The organism is Pseudophaeobacter sp. 1A09344, assembly GCF_041008745.1.
Taxonomy (GTDB): Bacteria; Pseudomonadota; Alphaproteobacteria; order Rhodobacterales; family Rhodobacteraceae; genus Phycobacter; species Phycobacter gallaeciensis_A.
Map to the genome: position 1 here is coordinate 123,336 of NZ_JAXGFS010000008.1, position 22,959 is coordinate 146,294.

Genomic DNA, 22,959 nt, shown 5'->3' on the forward strand with positions numbered 1-22,959 from the left:
ATGCAAAACGGCAGACGTTTAGGTCTGCCGTTTGCTGAATTTGGTTTGTCACTCTGGTTTTACACCAGACGCGAGGTTTCCTTGGCCGCGCGCACGAAGTCCTTGAACAGGGGATGCGGCGCAAAGGGTTTGGATTTCAGTTCCGGATGGAACTGCACGCCGATGAACCAGGGATGGTCGGACCATTCGACGATTTCCGGCAGGCGGCCATCCGGCGACATGCCGGAGAATTTCAGCCCGCAGGCTTCCAGCTGGTCCTTGTATTTGATGTCCACCTCATAGCGGTGGCGGTGACGTTCCTCGATGTGGGTGCTGCCATAGACTTCGGCCACTTTGGAGCCTTCGGCCAGCGTGGCATCATAGGCGCCCAGACGCATGGTGCCGCCCTTGTCGTCATCGGCCTTGCGGCTGACCTTGTGGTTGCCCTGTACCCATTCCTTGAGGTGGTAGACGACGGGTTCAAACCGTTTCTTGCCTGCCTCGTGGTCGAATTCCTCAGAACCGGCCTCGGTGATCCCGGCCACATTGCGGGCGGCCTCGATTACCGCCATCTGCATGCCGAGGCAGATCCCCAGATAGGGAACATTATGCTCGCGTGCGTATTGCGCTGCCTTGATCTTGCCTTCGGTGCCGCGTTCGCCAAACCCGCCGGGTACCAGAATCGCGTGGAACCCCTGCAGGTGCGGCGTGGCGTCCTCACGGTCGAACAGTTCGGCGTCGACCCACTCGATCTTGACCTTGACGCGGTTGGCCATGCCGCCGTGGGTCAGGGCCTCGGCGATGGACTTATAAGCGTCTTCCAGCTGGGTGTATTTGCCCACGATGGCGACCTTCACTTCGCCTTCGGGGTTGTAGATGCGGTCGGCCACATCGTCCCAGCGCATCAGGTTGGGTTTTGGAGCCGGGGCAATGCCAAAGGCATCCAGAACAGCCTGATCCATGCCTTCGCGGTGATAGGCCAGCGGCGCCTCGTAGATGGATTTCAGATCCTGCGCGGCGATGACGCTGTCAGGGCGCACGTTGCAGAACAAGGCGAGCTTCTCGCGCTCTTTCTTCGGAATCGGGCCTTCGGAGCGGCAGACCAGAATGTCAGGCGCCAGACCGATGGAGCGCAGTTCCTTCACCGAGTGCTGGGTCGGTTTGGTTTTCAGCTCGCCCGATGCCTTGATATAGGGCAGCAGGGTCAGATGCATGAAGATACACTGACCGCGCGGTTTGTCCTGGCTGAACTGACGGATTGCTTCGAAGAAGGGCAGGCCTTCGATGTCCCCCACGGTGCCGCCGATCTCACAAAGCATGAAATCGACCTCGTCCTCGCCGATCGAGATGAAGTCCTTGATCTCGTTGGTGACGTGCGGGATCACCTGAATAGTCTTGCCGAGGTAGTCGCCGCGGCGCTCCTTCTCCAGCACGTTGGTGTAGATGCGGCCCGATGAAATCGAGTCGGTCTTGCGCGCCGGTACGCCAGTGAACCGCTCGTAGTGACCAAGGTCGAGGTCGGTTTCTGCGCCATCGTCGGTGACGAAGACCTCGCCGTGTTCAAAGGGGCTCATCGTGCCGGGATCGACGTTCAGATACGGATCCAGCTTGCGCAGGCGAACGGAGTAGCCGCGTGCCTGCAACAATGCGCCAAGGGCTGCAGATGCCAGCCCTTTGCCAAGCGATGAAACAACGCCACCAGTGATAAAGATAAATCGCGCCATGAGTGTTCGGCTGCCCCCGTGAGAAGTCAGATTTCAGCTGCCCGACGGCCTGTAAAAACCGCAGCATCACGGGACTTTACGTATAAAGGATTCGCGCAATAAGCGCAAGGGAACCGCAAGATGCTGTTACGGTCCCCGTTTTATTATCTAGCTGTAGTAAGTTAGTCGGCGCTGGGTACCAGCGGTGCGTTGTCGCCTTCTGCCGGCGGCAGCAGGTCGCTGCCAAGGGGCGCCGCCGGTGCCGTCTCTGCGCCGTCGTCGCCAGCGGGTGCAACGATGCGGTCAGCAACCGAAGAACCTGCGGATTTCTGGGCCGCCAGAACGGTCAGGGTGATCGAGGTGACGATAAAGGCCGCTGCGAGGATCCAGGTCACTTTGCTCAGCGCCGTCGCTGCAGCGCGGCCGGTCATTGCGCCGCCACCGCCACCGCCGCCCATGCCAAGGCCTCCGCCTTCGGACCGTTGCAGCAGAACGACAGCAATCAGGCCCAGAGCCAGAAGAAGATGGATGATCAGTACAACGTTTTCCATGGGTCCCTGCGGCGGTTGGCTCAGTATCGGGCGGTAAATAGGGAAGAATGCAGACAGGGGCAAGGGCCGAGTTGGCCGGGCCGCATTCTGTCGCGCCCGAATGTGTCAAATGAAACAGAACCGGACGCGGGAAGCGCCCTGTTTTCGCGCCCTTCTGCGGAATTTCCGGTATTTGTGACTGGACAGAATTGGCGCCCGGGGGGCACTGTTTGACCATGCCACATGATCATTCAGACCACCCGCATGCTTTGCTGCCGCCCGATCCCGCCTTGCGGGTCAAGGCGCTTGAAACGATTCTGACCCGCAAGGGGCTGATCGACCCTGCTGCACTCGATGAGATCATCGACACCTATCAGACCAAGGTGGGCCCGCAGAATGGCGCCCGCGTGGTCGCCCGCGCCTGGAGTGATCCCGCCTTCAAGGCAGCGCTTCTGGCGGATGCGGACCCGGTGTTGTCCGAACTCGGCTATTATGGCCGTCAGGGAGAACACATGGTGGTGGTCGAAAACACACCCGAGCAACATAATATGGTCGTCTGCACCCTGTGCAGTTGCTATCCGTGGCCGCTTTTGGGAATCCCGCCGGGCTGGTATAAATCGGATGCCTACCGCGCCCGCGCCGTGCGGGCGCCGCGTGCGGTGCTCTCTGAATTTGGCGTGACCCTGCCTGAAGGCACCCGGGTGCGGGTCTGGGATTCCACCGCCGAGGTCCGTTATCTGGTCCTTCCAATGCGTCCCGAGGGCAGTGAAGGACTGGACGAAGATGCGCTTGCTGCGCTTGTGACCCGCGACAGCATGGTGGGCACCGGCCTGCCGAAAACGCCTGAGGCACCCTGATGACCCGACTGCATGATATGGGCGGACGCTTTGGCGACGGGCCGGTACGGCCGGAGGGGGCGAATGCGCCGGTGTTTGCGGCAGAGTGGCATGCCCGCGCGCTGGCGGTGACGCTGGCCTGTGGCGCCCTTGGGCAGTGGAACATCGATACCTCCCGCCATGCCCGCGAAAAACTGGCGCCGCTCGATTACACCCGGTTTTCCTACTATGAAATCTGGCTTGCTGCGCTCGCGGATCTTCTGGTCCAGAAGGGGGTCCTTAGCGAGGATGATCTGGCCGGGCAGGGAGGGGATGGCCCACACCCGCTGGCCGATCGAAAACTTTCTGCCGACGCCGTGGCCGCGATGCTGGCCAAGGGCGGTCCCGCTACCCGCACCGGCGGACCGGAGCCGGTTTTCAGCGAAGGCCAGAGCGTGCGCACGCGCCATCCCGGTGGCAGCAGGTTGGTCGATGGCGGCCACACACGGCTGCCTGCCTATGCCACCGGCGCGACGGGCCGCATTCTACGCCTGCAAGGAACCCACGTGCTGCCTGACAGCGCTGCGCACGGTCTGGGTGAGGCGCCGGAGCCACTTTATGCGGTCGTTTTCCCGGCGGGGGAATTGTGGAGCCATCCGGAGGACCCGGCGGATGAGGTGGTTCTGGACCTGTGGCAAAGCTATCTGGAGGCTGTATGACCATGAACATATGTCGTCCTGATGATGCCCCTGAACCGGCGTTTGAGCAGCCCTGGCACGCGCAGGCCTTTGCGCTGACGGTGCATCTCAATGAAAGTGGTCGTTTCACCTGGGCCGACTGGGTTTCGCGGTTCTCGGCCACCCTGGCCCGGCATGGCGTGTCGCGAGACCTCAACGGCGGCGATGACTACTTCACCGCCTGGCTTGAAACCCTGGAGGCGATTCTAGCAGAGGACGGCGTCGCCCCCGCCGAGGAGGTCGAAACCACCCGCGAAGGGTGGAAACAGGCCTATCTGGAAACTCCGCATGGGCATCCGGTGGTCCTGCAGGACGGATAACACGGGGTAACCTGCAAGAATCACGGCGCCGACCCGCTGCTGCGGCGAATTTGCGGTTTTACTGGGCCTGCGGCACCGCTATACCGGCCCGGGTTTGAACCAGACAGCTATAAAGGACCGGATATGGCCAATGTCGTCGTAGTCGGCGCCCAGTGGGGCGACGAGGGAAAAGGCAAGATCGTGGACTGGCTGAGCGAGCGCGCCGATGTGATCGCGCGCTTTCAGGGCGGCCATAACGCCGGCCATACGCTGGTCATCGACAGCAAGGTCTACAAGCTGCACGCGCTGCCCTCTGGTGTTGTGCGTGGCGGCAAGCTGTCGGTCATCGGCAACGGCGTGGTTCTTGATCCCTGGCACCTGATCAAGGAGATCGAAACCGTTCGGGAACAGGGCGTCGATATCACGCCCGAGACGCTGATGATCGCCGAAAACACGCCGCTGATCCTGCCGCTGCATGGTGAGTTGGATCGCGCCCGCGAAGAAGCCGCCAGCAAGGGCACCAAGATCGGTACCACCGGTCGTGGCATTGGCCCGGCATACGAAGACAAGGTTGGCCGCCGTGCCATCCGCGTTGCCGACCTGGCAGACGAAGCCACGCTGCAGGCCCGGGTGGACCGCGCGCTGCAGCATCACGATCCGCTGCGCAAGGGGCTTGGCGTCGACCCGATCGACCGCGATGCGTTGATCGCGCAGCTGAAAGAGATCGCTCCCAAGATCCTGCCCTATGCGGCGCCGGTCTGGAAGGTTCTCAACGAAAAACGCAAGGCCGGAAAGCGGATCCTCTTCGAAGGAGCCCAAGGCGCGCTGTTGGATATCGATTTCGGCACTTATCCCTTTGTGACCTCCTCCAATGTGATTGCAGGTCAAGCGGCCACGGGTGTCGGTATCGGGCCTGGGTCCATCGACTATGTTCTGGGCATCGTGAAAGCCTATACCACCCGCGTGGGGGAAGGCCCGTTCCCGACCGAACTGCTGGGCGCCGATGGCAAACCCGATGCGGATGGTGAACGCCTTGGCACCCGCGGGCATGAGTTCGGCACCACTACCGGCCGTCAGCGCCGCTGTGGCTGGTTCGATGCCTGTCTGGTGCGCCAGACCTGTGCCACCTCTGGCATCAACGGTATTTCGCTGACCAAGCTGGACGTTCTGGATGGGTTCGAGACGCTGAAGATCTGCACCGGCTACGATCTGGACGGAGAACGTCTGGATTACCTGCCGACCGCGGCAGACCAGCAGGCCCGCTGCACGCCGATCTACGAGGAAATGCCCGGCTGGTCCGAATCCACCGAAGGCGCGCGCAGCTGGAATGACCTGCCAGCCAATGCCATCAAGTACGTTAAACGCGTGGAAGAGCTGATCGAATGCCCGGTTGCGCTTCTCTCCACCAGCCCGGAGCGGGACGACACCATTCTGGTGACGGACCCGTTTGCTGACTGATGGCGGATAAACCCCGTCTCAGCTACAAGGCCCGCCGTCGCTGGGCGCTGGTGCTGCTGCTGATTGGCATGCCGCTTTATATCGTCATCGCGGTGACCATCCTCAACCTGCTGAACCGACCGCCGGTGGTGGTTGAACTGCTGGTCTACGCGGTGCTGGGCATCGCCTGGGCGCTGCCGTTCAAGTTCGTGTTCCGGGGTATCGGCCAGGCCGACCCGGATCAGCCGCCGGAAGAATAAATCCTGTCCGGTAAGGGCATATCCAAATGTAAAAAAAGGCGGGCTGTTCGGCCCGCCTTTTCGTTTGGATGGTTCGGGTGGAAACGCCTACCGAGGCAGATTAGCCAACGGCCCGTTTGGCCGGGCGGAAGCCGGTTTCCTCGGTTGCGGCAAAGCGGCCGTTTTCGGATCGCTCGATCTTGCCTTCCCGCAACAACTGCCCAAAGGAGCGCAACCCGTCTTCGCGATTGAATTCGGCAGCGCCTGCATCGCGCACCTTGTTCATCAACTGCGGGCGGGAGAAGTGATCGCGGCCTTCGACAAAGCTCATATAAGCTGCTGCAGCCTCCAGCAGATCCTGCAGTTCGACCGCGCCGCGCTCTGCGGCATAGGCAGCGAAATCTGCGGCAGTGGCATCCGAGGCAGAGCCTTCATCCTTCAGCACCGAAATCCGACGCGGGCGCACGGGGCGCGTGGCTTGCGGCGTGCCGCTGGCGCTGTCCTCGGCTGCGGGGGAGGGATCGATGCGCTGCTCCGCAACCAATTTCAAAGGCGCGGGACGGGACGCATTGTTGCGTTCGCGCGCGCTGCGGGCACCGGTCGGCACCGGCCGACGCGGTTTAACCACGCTGGCCAGATCCTGGCGGTAGGCGTCTTCACTGTTTTCGCTACCTGCGCTGCCACCGGCAGAGCGATCTGCCTCGGCTGCTGCCACTGCGGCGCGCAGATGGCCGTAGGTTTCGCGCGAAGAGGCGGTTTCCGGCGCGTCCAGCTTGGCATCTGCCGCATCCATCAGCCGCGATACATCGCTGTCGGGGAAATCTGCGGAAGGGGCTGCCGGGCGTTTCTTTGCAGCATCCTCGGCGGTAGCTGGCGCTTCGGCCTCTTCGGTGCTTTCTTCTGCCGTCGCGGTTTGCGCTTTTTGCTCTTCCTGCCGGTCTTCTTCGGTCTCTTGCGAGGCTGCGAGGAGTTCGGCCTCGACCTCTGCCAGCTCGCGCATCAGATCGGCTTCATCCTCGTCCGACAGGCTGCTGTCGACGCCAGGTGTTGCGGAGGCAGTGGCAGGCTCGGCCTCGGCGCTGGCGGAAAGGTTTGTCAGGGCCCCTGTGGCGACAACCTGTTCAAGGTCGGCCCGTTTGACTTTGATAACACGGGCGCGCATCGGAGGGCGCGGCTCCTCAGCCGTTTCCGGCTCGGCCTGTTCGGGTTCGGCGGCTGATTCAGCCTGTTCCGGTTCAGCTTCAACCGCTGCCTCTACAACGGGCTGATCCGCTACGCTGTCCTCGGTTTCGGCGTTGTCTTTGCCCAGTTGGGCCAGAACACGGGAGATCTCGTCATCCTCCGAAGCGTCTTCGTCGGCTTTGGCTTCCTCTGCGGCCGCGTCCTCGGCCAGGGCTTCGGAGATGTCGCTTGCGGCCTCTGACAGGATGCTTTCGGCGTGTTCGTCTTCGGAGAAATCCTCTTGTGGGGTCTGGGAGACCACGGCACGGATCCGGCGCAGTTTGGCGGCGATGCTTTCGGCGGCGGCGGCGTCACGCTTCGGCGCTTTCGGCTCTGCGATTTCCGCTTCGGCGCTTTCGTCTTCAGCTGCTTTCGCGGGCTTCGAATGTTCGTCTTCTACAGCTTCAGCGACTTCACTGTCATGGGCAGCGGCAGCGGCCGAGATAGCGGCGATCTTGTCCGCGTCAGGAGCCGGGGGCTGTGCCTGCTCTTCGTCGGCTAGGGTGGCGGCATCGCCGTCCGCCTCATCAGTATCTGTTGCTTTCGCGGGTTCTTCTGCAGCCTCGTCGACAGAAGCTTCGGGCGCCGGGGATTCTTCGATGCTCGGCTCGGCTGCGCTGTTTTCCGTCGGCTCTGACTGTTCGCTGGTCGGAGCGACAGTGTCTTCAACATCTGTTTTCTGTGTATCTCTAACCTGCGCTTCTTCAGTCGGTGCGTCTGAAACCGCAGCCTCTGCAGCGGGCGCGGGCTGTGGCGCTGTGGCGGCGCGCAGATGGATGCCTTCGGTGCTGGTGCGGGCCTCGACCTGACGTGCGATCTCCCGCTGCGCAATACGGGCGAGCATGTCTGCGTCGGGCTGTGGCGGTTCGGCACCGAAATATCGGTCGTCAGAGGCCAGGTCACGAAAATACTCTGCAATCGCCTTCATGGTGCCAAAGGAGTCCTCGAACCCTTCCAGCGTGCAGGAGAATGTCCCGTAAGAAACGGTCAAAACTTTGTTATTTTGTACCATAGGGCTGCGCGTCCTCACCAAAGTCGTTGACGTTTACAGTATGGATCAGGTCGTCAAATTCTGCGCGAATCCGTGCAATTGATCGTATCATTTTGTGTTTAGATTGTGGCCTGTTTCCAGATCTGCGAGAAATCCCGGCATGAATAAGCTGATTGTTGATGAGATGACGCCAGTAACCCTGGTTGGTGGCGGTCATCTGGGTCTGGAAGACCTGAATGAGGCGTTGCGCCATGCGCCTCTGCTCGTGGCTGCGGACGGCGGCGCGGGGGCTGCGCTGGAGCAGGGACACGTACCTGAGGCGGTTATCGGGGACTTCGATTCGCTGCCTGAGGCGGTACAAAACCGGTTGCCTGCGGAAAACCTGTTCCATCTTCCAGAGCAGGACACCACCGATTTTGACAAGGCGCTGCGGTCGATCCGAGCGCCGGTGGTGCTGGGGGCGGGGTTTCTTGGGGCGCGCGTCGATCACCAGTTGGCGGCCTTTCACACGCTGATCCAGCCCGGGCGCAGCCCCTGCATTCTGATCGGTGCGACTGAACTGGTATTTCACGTCACCCGGCGTATTGCCCTGCCGATGGCGGCGGGCGATGTGGTGTCGCTGTTCCCGATGCAGCCGGTAACCGGACGCTCCGGCGGGCTGGTCTGGCCGATCGAGGGGCTTCAGATGTGCCCGACCAGCCGGATCGGAACATCCAACCGCGCCGTGGGGCCGGTCTGGATCGAAGCGGATGGGCCGGGGTTGCTGGGCATCGTGCCGCGCCACTATCTGGCAGCACTTATGCAGGCGATTGCGTCACCGGTGCCTTGCTAGATTGCGCCGCTTGCCGTGCCACGGCCTGTTCGCGCAGGATGACGTAAAGACCCGCCGCAACGGTGATGGTGATCCCAAGGGCGGCCAGGCCATCCGGCAGTTCGATGAAGATCAGCCAGCCGAACAGGGTGGCCACCGGGATTTCCAGATATTGCATCGGCGCCAGGGTCGCGGCCGGGGCATAGCGGAGGCTCCAGGTCATCAGCAGATGCGCGCCGGTGCCCAGAACCCCGATGCCAAGCATCAGAAAGCTGGTCCACAGATCCGGAACCACGATCTGCAAACCCTCGATCCCCAGCGGATCGCCGATCAGCAGCAGCGGCGCCAGCATAACACAGGCCATCGTGCCGGATACGGCCTGTAGGCTGATCGGATCTGTCTCCTTGGCGATCTGCCGGGTGACCATCATGAACAGGGCAAAGATCACCGCCACCGCCAGCGGCCAGAGGGCGTGCAGGCCAACTTCGGCAAAGCTGGGCTGGATCACCAAGAGGGTGCCCGCAAAGCCGACAACGCAGGCCAGGATGCGGCGCAGGCCGACCTCTTCGAGCAGGATGAACTTGCCGATCAGCAACATGATAAAGGGCATGACAAAGGCAATCGCCACCGCATCCGCAAGCGGCAGGTATTTGAGGGCGGTAAACATCGCGCCGATCCCGCCGATATGCAGCAGGGTACGCAAAAAGGTCAGCCGCAGCACACGCCCGCGCATGCGCCACATGCGGGCGCCCCCCCAGACCAGCGGCACCAGCAGAATCACCTGTGCGGCAAAACGGACGAAAATCAGCTCTCCCAGTGGGATATGCTGGCCAAGCAGTTTGGCCACCGCATCGCCCAGCGGCGCGAGGATGCAAAAGCCAAGCATCAGAAGGATGCCGAGAAGGGGACGATCTTGGGTCATGAAACGCACGCTAGGCGGGCGTCCCGGGAAGGGCAAGACAGGTAATCCCGCCTGATCAACAATTTGGCACGTTTACGGCCAGCCCCCCAAGCGATGTTTCCTTGTATTTTTCATTCATGTCGGCGCCGGTCTGCCGCATGGTTTCGATCACCGCATCAAGCGGCACAAAGTGATGCCCGTCGCCGCGCAGGGCCAGCGACGCGGCAGAAACCGCCTTGATCGCGCCCAGACCGTTGCGTTCGATACAAGGCACCTGCACCAGACCTTTGACCGGATCGCAGGTCATGCCCAGATGGTGTTCCAGCGCGATCTCGGCGGCGTTTTCGACCTGTTCGGGGTTGCCACCCATCACGGCGCAAAGACCGGCAGCCGCCATCGCGGCAGCGGAGCCCACTTCGGCTTGGCAGCCCGCTTCGGCGCCCGAGATGGAGGCGTTGAATTTCACCAGCCCGCCGATTGCGGCGGCGGTCAGCAGGAAATCCTCGATATTGCGCTCGGATGCGCCAGGGACGTGATCGAGGTAATAGCGCATGACGGCCGGCAGTACCCCGGCTGCGCCATTGGTAGGGGCGGTCACCACCTGTCCGCCGGCGGCGTTCTCTTCGTTGACGGCAATCGCGTAGACGCTGATCCAGTCGTTGATCGTATGCGGCGCAGTCAGGTTCATGCCGCGCTCGGCTATCAGCGCCTCGTGGATCCCCTTGGCGCGGCGGCGGATGCTGAGACCACCGGGCAGAATGCCGTCGCGCTCCAGTCCGCGGTTGATGCAATCGTTCATCACCTGCCACAGCCGCGCGGTGCCCTCTTTCAGGCTGATTTCACTGCAGCGGGAGACCTCGTTTGCGCGTTTCATGGCGGCGATGCTTTTGCCGCTGCGCTTCGCCATTTCCAGCATCTCGGCGGCGGATTTGAACGGATAGGGCACTGGCGCGCCTTCGTCCGTCGCCTTGCCTGCCGCCAGTTCTTCCTCGGTCAGGACAAAGCCACCGCCGACAGAGTAGAACACCTGCTGCAGGATCACGTCGCCCTGCGCATCGGTGCCCATCAGGATCATTCCGTTGGCGTGGCCTTCAAGCGTGTGATCGTAGTCGAAGATTAGGTCGGTCTTCGGATCGTAGGCTAGCGTGCCCAGCCCCTCGGGGCTGACCTGACCAGTCTCGTGGATCTGCGCCAGCGCGGCTTCGGCCTTTTCGTCGTCGTAGGTGTCGGGGCGGAACCCGGCGAGGCCCAGGGTGGTGGCGCGGTCACTGGCGTGGCCAACGCCGGTAAAAGCAAGCGATCCATGCAGCGAGGCGCGCAGCCCGTGAAAATCAAAGGGCGAGGCACGCATCTGGTCAAGGAACCGCGCCGCTGCCACCATCGGGCCCATGGTGTGCGAGGACGAGGGGCCGATGCCCACTTTGAACATTTCAAAAACGGAGAGGAACATTCAGGTAGCCGATCCTTCTGGGGGATTTGCGTAAACAGGGGCGGTGAAGGGCGCAGGACCCAGACCTTCGGCGGTCTGGGCGGCAGCCGTGGCAGGACGCTGCTCAAGGCGGTGCAGCATGGCAGAAAGGCGCGGATAGTCGGCCAGATCGAACCAGCTGCGATCCCGGCTCATGGGATACAGCGCCATCCAGCGCATCAGGCAGGCGAGATAGAGGTCCAGTATCGACGGCTCCTCTGCCGCCAACCAGATACCGCCGTCGCTGGTTGCGCGCTCCAGCGTGGTCAGATGTGTTGTGAGGCGGTCGGTCAGATGACGGTGCAACGTATCCTGCTGCGCCAGATCATCGCCGATGTATTTCTGCGGGTAGAATAACATGCGCAGGTCAGCATGCAGGGTGTTGGACAGAAAGAACAACCACTTCAGCGTCCATCCCCGGTCCGGACTATCCGCCATCGGCAGCAACGCAGCGTGGCGGTCGGCCAGCCACAACAGGATCGCGCCGGTCTCAAATAGGGTGCCAGCAGGCGTTTCCAGTACCGGGATCAGCCCCTGCGGGTTGAGGCTGCGATAGGCCGGGCTGTCCAGCGCGCCGCCCCGGCGGTCGATCAAAACCGTCTCATAGGGTTGCTGCATCTCTTCCAGCGCCAGGCGGATCACCAGCGAGGCGTTGTCGGGGGCATAGTGAAGGCGGTAGCTGGGCGTCATGGGGCAACCTTAGAAATACTCGTCACAGGGGTAACGTCCGTTTCCGGCGTTTCCAATAGGAAACACGCCAAAGGCTCCGCAGCCGCCAAGGATACATGGCAAAAGCCGTGGAATTGTTTCTCGCCCTTCCGGGGGACATTCTTTATAAGGCCATCAAACCCTTATCACGGAGCCGTTACTATGGCCGGAGAACTGTCACCCATCGACAAGGCAAAATTCGTTGCCGCGAAACGGGCTGCCGATCTGGTTGAAGATGGCATGCGCGTGGGGCTGGGAACCGGATCCACCGCCGCCTGGCTGGTGCGCTGCCTTGGTGAGATGGTTCGCGAACAGGGGCTGAATTTCACGGCGGTGCCGACCTCGACCCGCACGGCGGAGCTGGCACGTGAAATGGGCATCCGGGTGATTTCGCTGGATGAGGCCAAGTGGCTCGACCTGACCATCGACGGCGCTGATGAATTTGACGCCGACCTCAACCTGATCAAGGGCGGCGGCGGTGCGCTGTTGCAGGAGAAGATCGTCGCGACCGCATCCGATCAAATGGTTGTTATCGCCGATGCCGGAAAAGAGGTGGAAACACTGGGGGCTTTCCCGCTTCCGGCAGAGGTGATTCCCTTCGGCTGGCAGACCACTCAGGCGTTGATCGAGGAAACCCTTGTTTCTATGGATGTTCTGGGGCGTACAGCGACGCTGCGGATGAATGGTGATGCGCCGTTTGTGACGGATGAAGGCAACTATATTCTGGACCTGCATCTGAAGCGGATCGGCAATTGCCGACAGCTTGCCATGGTGCTGAACCAGATTCCTGGTGTGGTTGAAAACGGGCTCTTTATCGATATTTGTGACACCGTCATCATCGGCTATGGCGATGGTGAGGTTGAAACACGCGATATCAATGAAGGAACCGTGGAGAAGGACAGGCTCGACTTTGTCGAGACCGACAACCTGTTCACGGATCTGGCGGACTGAAAAGGCTGAAATTCCATGAGTTTTGATTATGATCTCTTTGTCATTGGCGGTGGCTCCGGCGGCGTACGCGCGGCACGTGTGGCGGCTGGCGGTGGTGCCAAGGTCGCCCTGGCCGAGGAAGACCGCTATGGCGGGACCTGCGTGATCCGTGGCTGTGTGCCCAAGAAACTAATGGTTTTTGCCAGCGAATACTCTGGTATGGTCGAGGATGCACAGGCCTATGGCTGGGACATTCAGCCCGGCGCCTTCAACTGGGATGCCTTCAAGGGCAAGCTGGAAGCGGAGCTGGACCGGCTCGAAGGGATCTACCGCAATCTTCTGAAAAACAGCGGTGTCGAAAGCTTTGATGCGCGCGCAAAACTGGTCGACGCCCATACGGTGGAGCTGTCCGACGGGACCCGCAAAAGCGCCAAGCACATCCTGATCGCCACCGGTGGCCGCCCCATCGTGCCGGAATTCCCGGGCAGCGATCTGGCGATCACCTCAAACGATATCTTCCATCTCGACAAGCTGCCCGAGAGCATCCTGATTGTCGGCGGCGGCTATATCGCCTGCGAATTTGCCGGCATCATGAACGGGCTGGGCGTGAAAACCACGCAATACTACCGCGGTGCGCAGATCCTGCGCGGCTTCGACGATGAGGCGCGCGGTCTGGTCTCCGATGAAATGTGCCAGGCTGGGATCAACCTGCATCTGGGCACCAATGTGATCGAGATGGCCCGCGAGGGCGACAAGATCCGCGTCAAGGCCACCAATGGCGACGAGGCGCTGTTCGATCAGGTGATGTATGCCACCGGTCGTGCGCCCAATGCCGATGATCTGGGGCTCGAAGGTCTTGGCATCGAACGCGGCCGCAAGGGCGAGATTCTGGTCGATGAGTACAGCCAAACCGGGGTGCCGTCTGTCTATGCGATCGGCGATGTGACCGACCGGGTCAACCTGACGCCGGTGGCGATCCGCGAAGGCATGGCCTTTGTCGAAACCGTGTTCAACGGTAACCCGACCAGCCCGGATCACGAGCTGATCCCGACGGCAATCTTTACCCAGCCTGAAATGGGCACCGTGGGTCTGAGCGAGGAAGACGCAGCCAAGCAGGAGCCGATCGAGGTCTATGCGACATCGTTCAAGCCGATGCAGCAGGCCTTTGCCGGGCGCGCCCAGCGGGTGCTGATGAAACTGGTCGTCAGCCAGGCCACTCGCAAGGTGCTGGGATGCCATATCGTCGCACCCGGCGCAGGCGAGATGATCCAGCTGGCAGGCATTGCGGTCAAGATGGGCGCGACAAAAGAAGACTTTGACCGGACCGTGGCGGTACACCCGACCATGTCCGAAGAGCTTGTGACGATGAAGACTCCGGTCCGGACCGCTTGAATTATCGGTTTCGGACCACAGGTTAGGTCGCAGGAAAACATGTGCCGCAACCATGCGGCAGCAAAGGGATAGGAGACACATGGCGGGAAATAGCGGTGGTCCCTGGGGGGGCGGAGGCTCTTCCGGTGGCGGTGGAGGCAACCGGGGCGATAACAACGGCGGTGGCGGCGGCGGTGGCCGTCGCCCCGAGGATCCTCAGATTCCCGAAATCGACGAGCTGCTCAAGAAGGGCCAGGAGCAATTCCGGGTCCTGATGGGCGGCCGGGGTGGTGATGGCTCCGGCGGTGGTGGTCGCGGTGGTTCCGGCGGCGGTGCGCCGCTGTTCACCAAAGGCACCGTAGCCATTGGCGCGATTGCCGCTGCGGTTCTGTGGGGCATGGCCAGCTTCTATTCGGTCAAGACCGAAGAACGCTCTGTCGAACTGTTCCTTGGTGAATACTGGGATACCGGCCAGCCCGGTCTGAACTTTGCCCCCTGGCCGCTGGTCACCTACGAGGTGATCCCGGTTCTGGTCGAGCAGACCGAGAACATCGGCGCAGGTTCGCGCGGGGTTGATGCCGGGCTGATGCTGACGGGCGATGAGAATATCATCGACGTCGATTTCCAGGTCGTCTGGAACATCAACGAGCCGGACAAGTACCTGTTCAACCTGCGCGATCCGCGGGCCACGATTCAGGCTGTCGCCGAATCCGCTATGCGGGAAATCATTGCCCAGTCCGAACTGGCACCGATCCTCAACCGGGACCGGGGTGTGATTACCTCGCGGCTTGAGGAGCTGATCCAGTCGACGCTGGACAGCTACGACAGCGGCGTGAATATCGTCCGGGTCAACTTTGATGGTGCCGATCCGCCAGAGCCTGTGAAGGATGCCTTCCGCGAAGTGCAGTCCGCCGGTCAGGAACGTGACCGTCTGGAAAAACAAGCGGATGCATATGCCAACCGGAAACTGGCCTCCGCACGGGGTCAATCCGCACAGACGCTGGAAGAGGCCGAAGCCTATCGTGCTCAGGTGGTCAACCAGGCCAGCGGTGAAGCCAGCCGCTTCTCGGCGGTTCTTGCCGAATATGAAAAGGCGCCTGAGGTGACCCGCAAGCGTCTGTATCTGGAGACCATGGAAGAGGTGCTGGGCAACGTGGACAAAGTCATCATCGACTCGTCCGTCGGCGAAGGCGGCCAGGGCGTGGTGCCTTATCTGCCGCTTAACGAGTTGCGCCGGACGGAGGGCAAGTGATGAAAAAGACTACGTTTATCCTCCCCATTCTGGTGATCGCCGTTGTCGCGGCCCTGTCCGCTGTCTTCATCGTGGACGAACGCGAAAAGGCACTGGTGCTGCGCTTTGGCCGTGTGGTCGCGGTACAGGAACAGCCCGGTCTGGCCTTCAAGGTGCCGCTGATCGACGAAGTTGTCACCTATGATGACCGGATCCTCAGCCTTGAGGTTGGCCCGCTGGAAGTCACCCCCGAGGATGACCGCCGTCTGGTGGTCGATGCCTTTGCCCGCTACCGGATCACCGATCTGCGTCAATTCCGTGAAGCGGTGGGTGCCTCCGGCATTCCGGGCGCAGAAAACCGTCTGGACAAGATCATGCGCGCTCAGACGCGTGAGGTGCTGGGCTCCGTCAGCTCGAACGACATCCTGTCTTCGGACCGGGCTGCCCTGATGCTGCGCATCCGCAACGGTGCGATCAGCGAGGCCAGCGGTTTCGGGATTGAGGTGATCGACGTGCGTCTGAAGCGTACCGACCTGCCGCAGGCGAACCTCGATGCTACCTTTGCGCGGATGCGCGCCGAGCGTGAGCGAGAGGCCGCCGACGAGATCGCCCGCGGTGAGGAAGCCGCCCAGCGAGTGCGTGCGCAAGCGGACCGGACCGAGGTCGAATTGGTGTCCGAAGCTGAACGCGAAGCCGAAGTCATTCGCGGTGAAGCGGATGCGGAGCGCAACGCGATCTTCGCCGAAGCCTATGGCCGCGATCCGGAGTTCTTCGAGTTCTACCGTAGCCTCACCGCCTATGCGCGGTCGATGCAGGACGGCAATTCCTCGATGGTTCTGTCGCCGGACAGCGAGTTCTTCAACTACCTGAAATCCTCGACCGGTGGAGTTTCGACGCGATAACGCGCTGGTTTCACAGGGTTTCGAAGAGTTTCTAAAATAAAGGGGGCCGACATTTCGTCGGCCCCTTTTCATTTGCTCTGCGTGGCTTGCGTCGCGTTGGAGGGGCAGTCGGGCTGTCGTCCGCTGCCGGTGTCTCCCCAGTCTTGGTCTGGCGGGAAAAAGGCGGGAAAAGGCAGGGGGTGCAGGGAACACCCTGAGCTGCACCAAACCTGCAATTTTGTTCAAAACCTTGTGATGATCGCCACGCCGGGCATCCTGGTGGATTCTTGGTGCCCTTTAAGTGACGGATTAAATGGGGGAAAATGGCGTGCTCCGGTTCTCTACCGCTTTCACTTTGCCTCGAAGACGTGCAACATTCATTGCAGCGAGGGAGAGAGTCCCTACATTAATCCCATCCTGTACTTCTGCCGATCACGCGTGGAACCGCAGGCAGAGGTCAGGAGGAGAAACCGGAATGGCGATGACAAGGAGTAGTGCCGTGCAAGCACAGGCAATTTCTTATTCGGATGCGCAGGACAGGACAGGGGCGCCATGGCGGCTTCTGATGCTCGCCCTGATCAGCAGCATCATGGTACTGGCCCAGGTCCTGATGGCCCAGGCCCGCCCCGAAAGCCTGGCACCGCTGGCGGAAAAAGTCAGCCCTGCTGTAGTCAACATCACCACCACGACCGTGATCGAAGGCCGGTCTGGTCCACAGGGGATCGTCCCCGAAGGCTCTCCCTTCGAAGATTTTTTCCGCGAGTTTCAGGACCGCAACGGAAACAATGGCGGCAATGACCGTCCGCGCCGCTCATCGGCGCTGGGTTCCGGCTTCGTGATTTCCGAAGACGGCTATATCGTCACCAACAACCACGTGATCGAATCCGCCGACGAGATCGAGATCGAATTCTTCCCGGGCGACGGCCAGCCTGCGCAGCCGCTCCCGGCCAAGGTGGTCGGGACCGACCCCAACACCGATATCGCCCTGCTGAAGGTCGATGCGCCGATGCCGCTGAAATTCGTGACCTTTGGCGACAGCGACACCGCCCGTGTCGGCGACTGGGTGATTGCCATGGGCAACCCGCTGGGGCAGGGGTTCTCCCTGTCGGCCGGTATCGTCTCCGCTCGTAACCGGGAGCTTTCGGGTTCTTATGACGACTACATTCAGACGGACGCAGCCATCAACCGGGGCAACTCGGGCGGGCCGCTGTTCAACATGGATGGTTCGGTTGTCGGCGTGAACACCGCGATCCTGTCGCCCAATGGTGGTTCCATCGGGATCGGCTTCTCGATGGCGTCGAACGTGGTCAGCAAGGTGGTCAAACAGCTGAAGGAATTCGGTGAGACCCGCCGTGGCTGGCTGGGCGTGCGGATTCAGGACGTGACCAGTGACGTGGCCGAGGCGATGGGCATGGACAACGCCAAGGGCGCTCTGGTCACAGACGTGCCCGAAGGTCCGGCACAAGAGGCCGGCATGCTGGCGGGGGATGTCATCCTCAGCTTTGACGGCAACGATGTCGAAGACACCCGCAGCCTGGTGCGCACCGTAGGTAACACAGAAGTCGGCAAGACCGTGCGCGTGATCGTCTACCGCGAAGGCAAGACAGAGACGCTCAAGGTTACTCTGGGCCGCCGTGAAGATGCCGAGCGCAAGGCTGGGCCTGCCGGTGGTGACGATACTCCGCAGGAGCAGACCGAGAAGCAGCTTCTGGGTCTGTCGGTTGGCGTTCTGAACGACCAGCTACGTGGTGAGCTGAATGTCCCCGAAGGCACCAATGGTCTGGTGATCCTGTCGGTCGACGAAACCTCGGAAGCCTGGGAGAAGGGGCTGCGCGCAGGTGATGTGATCACCGAAGCCGGGCAGCAGAAACTCTCTGGCATCAGCGATCTGGAGGCCCGTATCGACGAGGCCAAGGAAGCGGGCCGCAAGTCGCTCCTGCTGCTGGTCCGCCGCAACGGTGAGCCGCGTTTCGTGGCGCTCAATCTGGCGGAATAATCCACGGACCTGTCGCCGGGCGCGGCGCAGGACTTCGTGCAAAAGGCCGGGCATTGTCCCGGCCTTTTCTATTTGGGGCCGGAGGCGGGTGGCGCCACGCTGGGCTCTGGGCTCTGGGCTCTGGGCTCTGGGCTCTGGGCGCGAATAGAAAAGAGCCATGTGCTGGCGGGCACATGGCTCTTGTAGGTACAGGCTGGCATTGGGATGGAACGGTAAATGCCTGCCCTTGAAATGACCTTCGCAGATCAGCGGTCCCGGCTCTGTGACCCAGTTCACACCAATGTCAGAAAATGTGTTTTTGGGTCGTTTGGCTCAGATCAGTTCCGGTTCCGCCAGCAGGCCGAGGGCCGTGCGATCGAGGATCTGCAGGGCGCCGCGGTTGATTTCGATGATGCCGCTGCGTTTCCAGTTCGACAGTGTTTTCGACACCGCCTCGCGGGTGGCGCCGACGAATTCGGCAAGCTCACTTTGCGACAGTCCCAGTCGCCCGTCGCCGCTGTCCGGGGTAAGGTACAGCAATTTGCGGGCCAGCCGGACCGGCATCGGCAGAAACACCTGTTCGTTCAGCTGTGCATTCATCCAGCGCATGCGCTGCCCCGCCAGTCGCAACAGGTCCCCGGCCAGTTCGGGATGTTGCTGGATCTGAGCCAGCACATCCCGGTTGCGCAGTCGCCGGATACGGCTGGGCTCGCTGGCGGTGACTGTCGCGGTGCGAGCGCCCGGATCAAATAGGGCAATCTCTCCGAACACCGCTCCGGGGCGCATCAGATCGAGCGTCAGCTTGCGCCCGGCGATGGACAGGATCGAGAACTCCAGGGCGCCTTCGATGATGGCATAAAGCGCATCGCCGGTATCGCCTTGTTCGAACAGAACTTCGCCTTGGGACAGCCGGATGTCACTGGCCTGGCTTTCCAGCATCTGCCGCAGCGGCGCCGAGGCCCCGGAAAGGAACCCTGTGTCCGGCAGGCGGTCATGTCGCATCGTGTCATCTCCGCAGAGGTTTGCCCGGGATGCCGTTGTCCGGCGCCGGTACGGTCTTTTGCGCCAGACACTATCAGAGGCGGGGCGGGCGGGGAACTGCTGTTGCGCTTACGATTTCGGGATCGCGATCAGGCCTAGACGGCGGGCGCTGTCCAGCGACAGGATGTGGCTCTCAAGGCCGTGTCGCTGCTGATAGCGCAGGATCGCCTGCCGCGTGGGCCGGTCCAGCTTGCCGGTAACGCTGCCCTTGTAGTGCCCCCGCACGGCCAAGGCGCGCTGTAGCGAGGCGATGAAGTCCGGCGTCATGTCGACGGGGCAGGTGATCTGCAGCCAGCTTTCGGTGCGCGGGCGCACGATGTCCTGCCGGGTTTCGGTGCGGAAGACAGCGGGCTGAACAATCCGGCCATCGGCGTCGCGCTGTTCCGGCTCGGCCAAAACCTGGACAGTTACCGTTTCGATGATGGCGGGGCTGACGTGGCGGTCCCAGCAACTGCCCGGCGCCGCGCCGGGCGGGGCAGCAGGTCGGGAGCGCGCATCGGCGCCGGTGCCGGGAGCACTGGCCGGTGTACAGGCGCTGAGCGCTGCGAATGTCAGAAGGATGACCAAGGACCGGAACAGGGGCTGCCGCAGCAACCCTGCCAGATGTCTTGTCTGGGGCGGCATCGACGGGCGTTTCAGCTGTCGTATCTGGAGCCTCGGCAAGGGGGCGCTGATCATATGCTCGGACCTCTGAGGGTCTGCAGGCAGACCGGCGGGTTTTGCCGCAGGTTAGTCCATTTTCTGCACTGGCGCAAAGGCCGGATCCTCGCTGCGTCCCTGACGGCTCAGCAGGATGTCCAGCATGCCCGAGATATCCTCGATCCCTTCGGCAATCACATGGGTGACACCGTCGCCGCGTTGCAGGCGGCCGGTGATCCGCAGAAGCCGCCCGGAAATGACGGCGCGGCGGTAGGCCTCGTATACCTTGCGCCAGACGATGACATTCACCACCCCGGTTTCATCCTCCAGCGTGATGAAGATCACCCCTTTGGCGGTGCCGGGGCGCTGGCGCAGGATCACCAGCCCGGCCACCGTGACGCGGGCCTGTTGCGGCACCCGCTCCAGCTCGGCAGCCCTGAGGCAGGCAGGCGGGCGAGGCCATCCGGGGGCGGTGCGGCTTTTCTGTGGTGGGGTGGGTGTCATCGTGACGCTTTGGTGGTTTGAAAGTTAAGAACAAAAATAGAACATATGCCGTCAAAGTCCACCCCTGGCCCGGGTCAGGGCAGATTGCACTGGTGCAGCGGCGGGGCCTTGGATAAACAGGCGGGAAGGACCGAGAAGGGGAAGAAACGACCATGGCAAAGATTACCTATGTCGAGCACAACGGCACCGAGCATGTTGTGGAAGTGGCCAACGGGCTGACCGTGATGGAAGGCGCGCGGGATAACAATATTCCGGGGATCGAAGCCGACTGCGGCGGCGCCTGTGCCTGCTCCACCTGCCACGTCTATGTCGATCCTGCCTGGGTCGAGAAGCTGCCCGCCAAGGATGACATGGAAGAGGACATGCTGGATTTCGCCTTTGAGCCCGATCCCGCGCGCTCCCGTCTGACCTGTCAGCTGAAGGTGACGGATGCTCTGGACGGTCTCGTTGTAAAGATGCCCGAAAAGCAGATCTGATGACTTTGCCGGGGGCAGGAGCGCGGCGTCTGCCGTCACGATCCTGGCCCCGCACCATCCGCCGCGCGGGGCAGGTGTTATGCATGTGGCTCCTGTGCGGGGGAGTTTTTGGCAGCGGTTCGGCCACTGCGCAAATGGGAAAAAATGACATCGGTCATTGGTACCCGAGCGGAAGCAAGATCCTGTCCGCCGAGTATACCGGCCCGACCACACGCTATGCCCATGGCGTTCTGGGGGACGCGGTGGAGTGGTCCGGCCTCTTCCTGACATTTGCAGGGCCGAATGGCACCACGATGCGTGTCGAGATCGAACTACCCAAGGATCACGTGTTCGAAGATCTGCAGCCCCGTCTGGTGGATCTGTCCCTGGATGGCCGTGCCGATGCCGTCATGGTCGTGGAAACGGATATGGCGCGGGGGGCGGCGCTGGCGCTTTATGGCGCTGGTGGGAAGATCGCGGAGACGCCACACATCGGGCAAAGCAACCGCTGGCTGGCCCCTATCGGCGCTGCAGATCTGGATGGCGATGGCCATGTGGAGCTTGCCTATATCGACCGACCGCATCTGGCCAAGACACTGCGCATCTGGCGCTATGACGGCAGGACGCTGACCGAGGTTGCAAGCCTGCCGGGGCTGACCAATCACCGGATCGGGCAGGATTTCATCACCTCCGGCATTCGCAGCTGTGAAAACGGCCCCGAGATTGTGACCGCCGATGCCAGCTGGTCCCGCATCATGGCCTCCCGCCTGACCGTCGCGGGGATCAAGACCCGCGACATTGGCCCCTTTTCCGGGACGCAGTCGGTTGAGGATGCCCTGACCTGCGAATAAGGCGGCATGCCCGCCGAGCTGCGGCGCCGGGCGCAAGGGCTAAAAGCATTCCGTGAATGCGCCTCAGCGGGAGGGAGGGCGACGATGCATCCTCAAAGCAGACCTCTCAGACAGGGCGACGAAATGTCAGCGAGGTTGGCCGGTCATAGCCGGGATGCGCTGTGGCGCCGACCTGCACAAATCCCAGCCGCGAAAAGGCCTGATGGTTTTCCACCAACTCCACGCGGGTTTGTAGCTCCACGGCGGGCAGGCCCAGTTCCCTTGCCCGCTGGGCGGCGTGATCCACTAGAATGCGCGCCAGACCGGCGCTGCGGCTGCTTTCCTCCACCGCCAGTTTTCCAAGATACAGACAGTCCGGTTTCGGGGTCAGGAACACGCAGGCCAAGGGCGGCGTGCCAAGGATCCAGATCTCGCCGCGTCGGCATTGTTCCTGCAGCGCCTCTACCGTCAGACGCCGCATCGAGGAGGGCGGATCGATGCGCCCCTCCATGAAGGCAAAGCTGCGCCGGATCAGGTCGAGAACCGCCGACAGACGTGGATCCGATGCGGCTAGGCGCTCCGGTGTCAGCCGTGAGGAAACGCCAGTCACGGGCTGTTGCCGCCCACCACGTGATCGCCGCCGATATCCCCGAGCGAGGAGAACAGGCTGGCGGTATTGTTGGCTCCAACCTTTTTCAGAAGCCGCGCCCGGTGCACCTCGACCGTGCGATAGCTGAGCGTCAGGATCCGGGCGATCTCCTTGCTGGTCTTGCCTTCACGCAGCAGGGAATAGACTTCGCGTTCGCGCCGGGTGAGGGGTTGATAGGGGCGCACGCCCGACAGGTCGGCAAAGCTCCAAACCGCGCGGCCCAGCGGCTCATCCGGGGTAAAGGTATGGCCCCGCACCCGCACCCAGAACAGATCCCCGGTCTTGCGTTTCATCACCCGCTCGTCCCAGTAGGGATTGCCCTGTCCAAGGCTCTTGTCACCGCGGTTGCGCAGGTTCTGGAACTCTTCGTCCGACGGATAGAGAAAGGAAAAAAGCTGGTCCAGCAGCTCTTCGCGGGCATAACCAAACATGTCGCAGAACCGTTGATTGCATTCCCGCAGCACGCGGTTTTCCGTCACCACGATGCCGACAGGGGAATATTCAAAGGCAAGTTGTGCCAGATCGCGGTCGGCATAGAGCCTGTCCAGCGTGGCGGGATCCGGGTGTTTGTCCATTGTGCATTGTGCCTCCCAGGCTTGACCCAAGTTAGTAAC

The 22,959-nt window shown here is 62.1% G+C and carries 24 protein-coding genes; 13 read left to right on the forward strand and 11 right to left on the reverse strand.

Annotation, left to right across the window (positions count from 1 at the left end; translation table 11 throughout):
* Positions 1-59: 59 nt before the first annotated feature.
* Together pyrG and secG are read right to left on the reverse strand one after the other, a co-directional pair.
* A complete protein-coding gene (pyrG, locus tag SM765_RS14930) occupies positions 60-1,703 on the reverse strand; it encodes a CTP synthase (RefSeq protein ID WP_065270874.1) in 1,644 nt (547 codons plus the stop codon).
* A gap of 161 nt (positions 1,704-1,864) precedes the next feature.
* Positions 1,865-2,233 carry a preprotein translocase subunit SecG gene (gene secG / locus SM765_RS14935; protein ID WP_065270873.1) on the reverse strand — a complete coding sequence of 123 codons (369 nt, stop codon included), beginning with the start codon at positions 2,231-2,233 and terminating at the stop codon, positions 1,865-1,867.
* A 215-nt stretch (positions 2,234-2,448) separates the two neighbouring features.
* Between secG and nthA the strand changes: the two genes are divergently transcribed.
* The 5 genes from nthA (at position 2,449) to SM765_RS14960 (ending at position 5,760) form a co-directional block, all read left to right on the forward strand.
* Positions 2,449-3,069 (forward strand): nitrile hydratase subunit alpha, encoded by a 621-nt coding sequence (gene nthA, locus SM765_RS14940; protein WP_065270872.1) that lies wholly within the window; start codon positions 2,449-2,451, stop codon positions 3,067-3,069.
* Positions 3,069-3,746, forward strand: coding sequence for a nitrile hydratase subunit beta (gene nthB, locus SM765_RS14945; protein WP_274832437.1), 678 nt, complete (start codon positions 3,069-3,071; stop codon positions 3,744-3,746). The genes nthA and nthB overlap by 1 nt, the downstream gene beginning before the upstream one ends.
* 2 nt (positions 3,747-3,748) lie before the next feature.
* A complete protein-coding gene (locus tag SM765_RS14950; protein WP_065273524.1) occupies positions 3,749-4,084 on the forward strand; it encodes a nitrile hydratase accessory protein in 336 nt (111 codons plus the stop codon).
* Between the two features lie 123 nt (positions 4,085-4,207).
* Positions 4,208-5,521 (forward strand): adenylosuccinate synthase, encoded by a 1,314-nt coding sequence (locus SM765_RS14955; RefSeq protein ID WP_274835994.1) that lies wholly within the window; start codon positions 4,208-4,210, stop codon positions 5,519-5,521.
* A complete protein-coding gene (locus tag SM765_RS14960) occupies positions 5,521-5,760 on the forward strand; it encodes a DUF2842 domain-containing protein (RefSeq protein ID WP_065270869.1) in 240 nt (79 codons plus the stop codon). The genes SM765_RS14955 and SM765_RS14960 overlap by 1 nt, the downstream gene beginning before the upstream one ends.
* Positions 5,761-5,860: 100 nt before the next feature.
* Here SM765_RS14960 and SM765_RS14965 read toward each other — a convergent pair whose 3' ends face one another.
* Positions 5,861-7,972 (reverse strand): chemotaxis protein CheA, encoded by a 2,112-nt coding sequence (locus SM765_RS14965; RefSeq protein WP_368981558.1) that lies wholly within the window; start codon positions 7,970-7,972, stop codon positions 5,861-5,863.
* 139 nt (positions 7,973-8,111) lie between these two features.
* Between SM765_RS14965 and SM765_RS14970 the strand changes: the two genes are divergently transcribed.
* On the forward strand, positions 8,112-8,783 hold the full coding sequence (locus SM765_RS14970; protein WP_274832439.1) for a thiamine diphosphokinase: 672 nt from the start codon (positions 8,112-8,114) through the stop codon (positions 8,781-8,783).
* Here the strand turns inward: SM765_RS14970 and SM765_RS14975 are convergent.
* From SM765_RS14975 to SM765_RS14985, 3 genes are read right to left on the reverse strand one after another with little or no spacing between them, the layout of a single operon-like run.
* Entirely contained in the window at positions 8,749-9,684 is a 936-nt protein-coding gene (locus tag SM765_RS14975) for a DMT family transporter (protein ID WP_274832440.1), read from the reverse strand. The genes SM765_RS14970 and SM765_RS14975 overlap by 35 nt on opposite strands.
* Positions 9,685-9,739: 55 nt before the next feature.
* Complete coding sequence (locus tag SM765_RS14980; RefSeq protein WP_274838304.1) at positions 9,740-11,113, reverse strand: L-serine ammonia-lyase; 1,374 nt, start codon at positions 11,111-11,113, stop codon at positions 9,740-9,742.
* Positions 11,114-11,821, reverse strand: coding sequence for a glutathione S-transferase family protein (locus tag SM765_RS14985; RefSeq protein WP_274838303.1), 708 nt, complete (start codon positions 11,819-11,821; stop codon positions 11,114-11,116).
* A gap of 180 nt (positions 11,822-12,001) precedes the next feature.
* On the opposite strand from SM765_RS14985, the gene rpiA reads away from it, so the two are divergent.
* The 5 genes from rpiA (at position 12,002) to SM765_RS15010 (ending at position 18,248) form a co-directional block, all read left to right on the forward strand.
* Positions 12,002-12,790: a ribose-5-phosphate isomerase RpiA gene (rpiA, locus tag SM765_RS14990; protein WP_274828289.1), complete on the forward strand. Its 789-nt coding sequence runs from the start codon at positions 12,002-12,004 to the stop codon at positions 12,788-12,790.
* Positions 12,791-12,805: 15 nt separating this feature from the next.
* The gene (gor, locus tag SM765_RS14995) at positions 12,806-14,161 is read left to right on the forward strand and encodes a glutathione-disulfide reductase (protein WP_274828290.1); all 1,356 of its coding nucleotides are present in this window, start codon (positions 12,806-12,808) and stop codon (positions 14,159-14,161) included.
* Between the two features lie 79 nt (positions 14,162-14,240).
* A complete protein-coding gene (hflK, locus tag SM765_RS15000; RefSeq protein WP_065270861.1) occupies positions 14,241-15,392 on the forward strand; it encodes an FtsH protease activity modulator HflK in 1,152 nt (383 codons plus the stop codon).
* Positions 15,392-16,273, forward strand: coding sequence for a protease modulator HflC (hflC, locus tag SM765_RS15005; RefSeq protein WP_065270860.1), 882 nt, complete (start codon positions 15,392-15,394; stop codon positions 16,271-16,273). Before hflK ends, hflC begins: the two co-directional genes overlap by 1 nt.
* Positions 16,274-16,817: 544 nt before the next feature.
* Positions 16,818-18,248, forward strand: coding sequence for a Do family serine endopeptidase (locus SM765_RS15010; protein WP_274838369.1), 1,431 nt, complete (start codon positions 16,818-16,820; stop codon positions 18,246-18,248).
* 312 nt (positions 18,249-18,560) lie between these two features.
* Here the strand turns inward: SM765_RS15010 and SM765_RS15015 are convergent, their stop codons facing one another.
* The 3 genes from SM765_RS15015 to SM765_RS15025 form a co-directional block, all read right to left on the reverse strand.
* Positions 18,561-19,229, reverse strand: coding sequence for a Crp/Fnr family transcriptional regulator (locus tag SM765_RS15015; RefSeq protein WP_065270858.1), 669 nt, complete (start codon positions 19,227-19,229; stop codon positions 18,561-18,563).
* 108 nt (positions 19,230-19,337) lie between these two features.
* A complete protein-coding gene (locus SM765_RS15020; RefSeq protein ID WP_274839021.1) occupies positions 19,338-19,946 on the reverse strand; it encodes a peptidoglycan-binding domain-containing protein in 609 nt (202 codons plus the stop codon).
* Between the two features lie 51 nt (positions 19,947-19,997).
* Positions 19,998-20,411 (reverse strand): OB-fold nucleic acid binding domain-containing protein, encoded by a 414-nt coding sequence (locus tag SM765_RS15025; RefSeq protein WP_274838301.1) that lies wholly within the window; start codon positions 20,409-20,411, stop codon positions 19,998-20,000.
* Between the two features lie 152 nt (positions 20,412-20,563).
* Here SM765_RS15025 and SM765_RS15030 point away from each other — a divergent pair, with 152 nt between their 5' ends.
* Positions 20,564-20,887 (forward strand): 2Fe-2S iron-sulfur cluster-binding protein, encoded by a 324-nt coding sequence (locus SM765_RS15030; RefSeq protein WP_274835986.1) that lies wholly within the window; start codon positions 20,564-20,566, stop codon positions 20,885-20,887.
* A 134-nt stretch (positions 20,888-21,021) separates the two neighbouring features.
* Positions 21,022-21,717 (forward strand): VCBS repeat-containing protein, encoded by a 696-nt coding sequence (locus tag SM765_RS15035; protein WP_274838300.1) that lies wholly within the window; start codon positions 21,022-21,024, stop codon positions 21,715-21,717.
* Positions 21,718-21,823: 106 nt separating this feature from the next.
* Here the strand turns inward: SM765_RS15035 and SM765_RS15040 are convergent, their stop codons facing one another.
* Both SM765_RS15040 and SM765_RS15045 read right to left on the reverse strand, forming a co-directional pair.
* Positions 21,824-22,306, reverse strand: a complete 483-nt coding sequence (locus SM765_RS15040; protein WP_370570859.1) for a GNAT family N-acetyltransferase — start codon at positions 22,304-22,306, stop codon at positions 21,824-21,826.
* A complete protein-coding gene (locus tag SM765_RS15045) occupies positions 22,303-22,920 on the reverse strand; it encodes a LuxR C-terminal-related transcriptional regulator (RefSeq protein WP_065270854.1) in 618 nt (205 codons plus the stop codon). The genes SM765_RS15040 and SM765_RS15045 overlap by 4 nt, the downstream gene beginning before the upstream one ends.
* Positions 22,921-22,959: the final 39 nt, after the last annotated feature.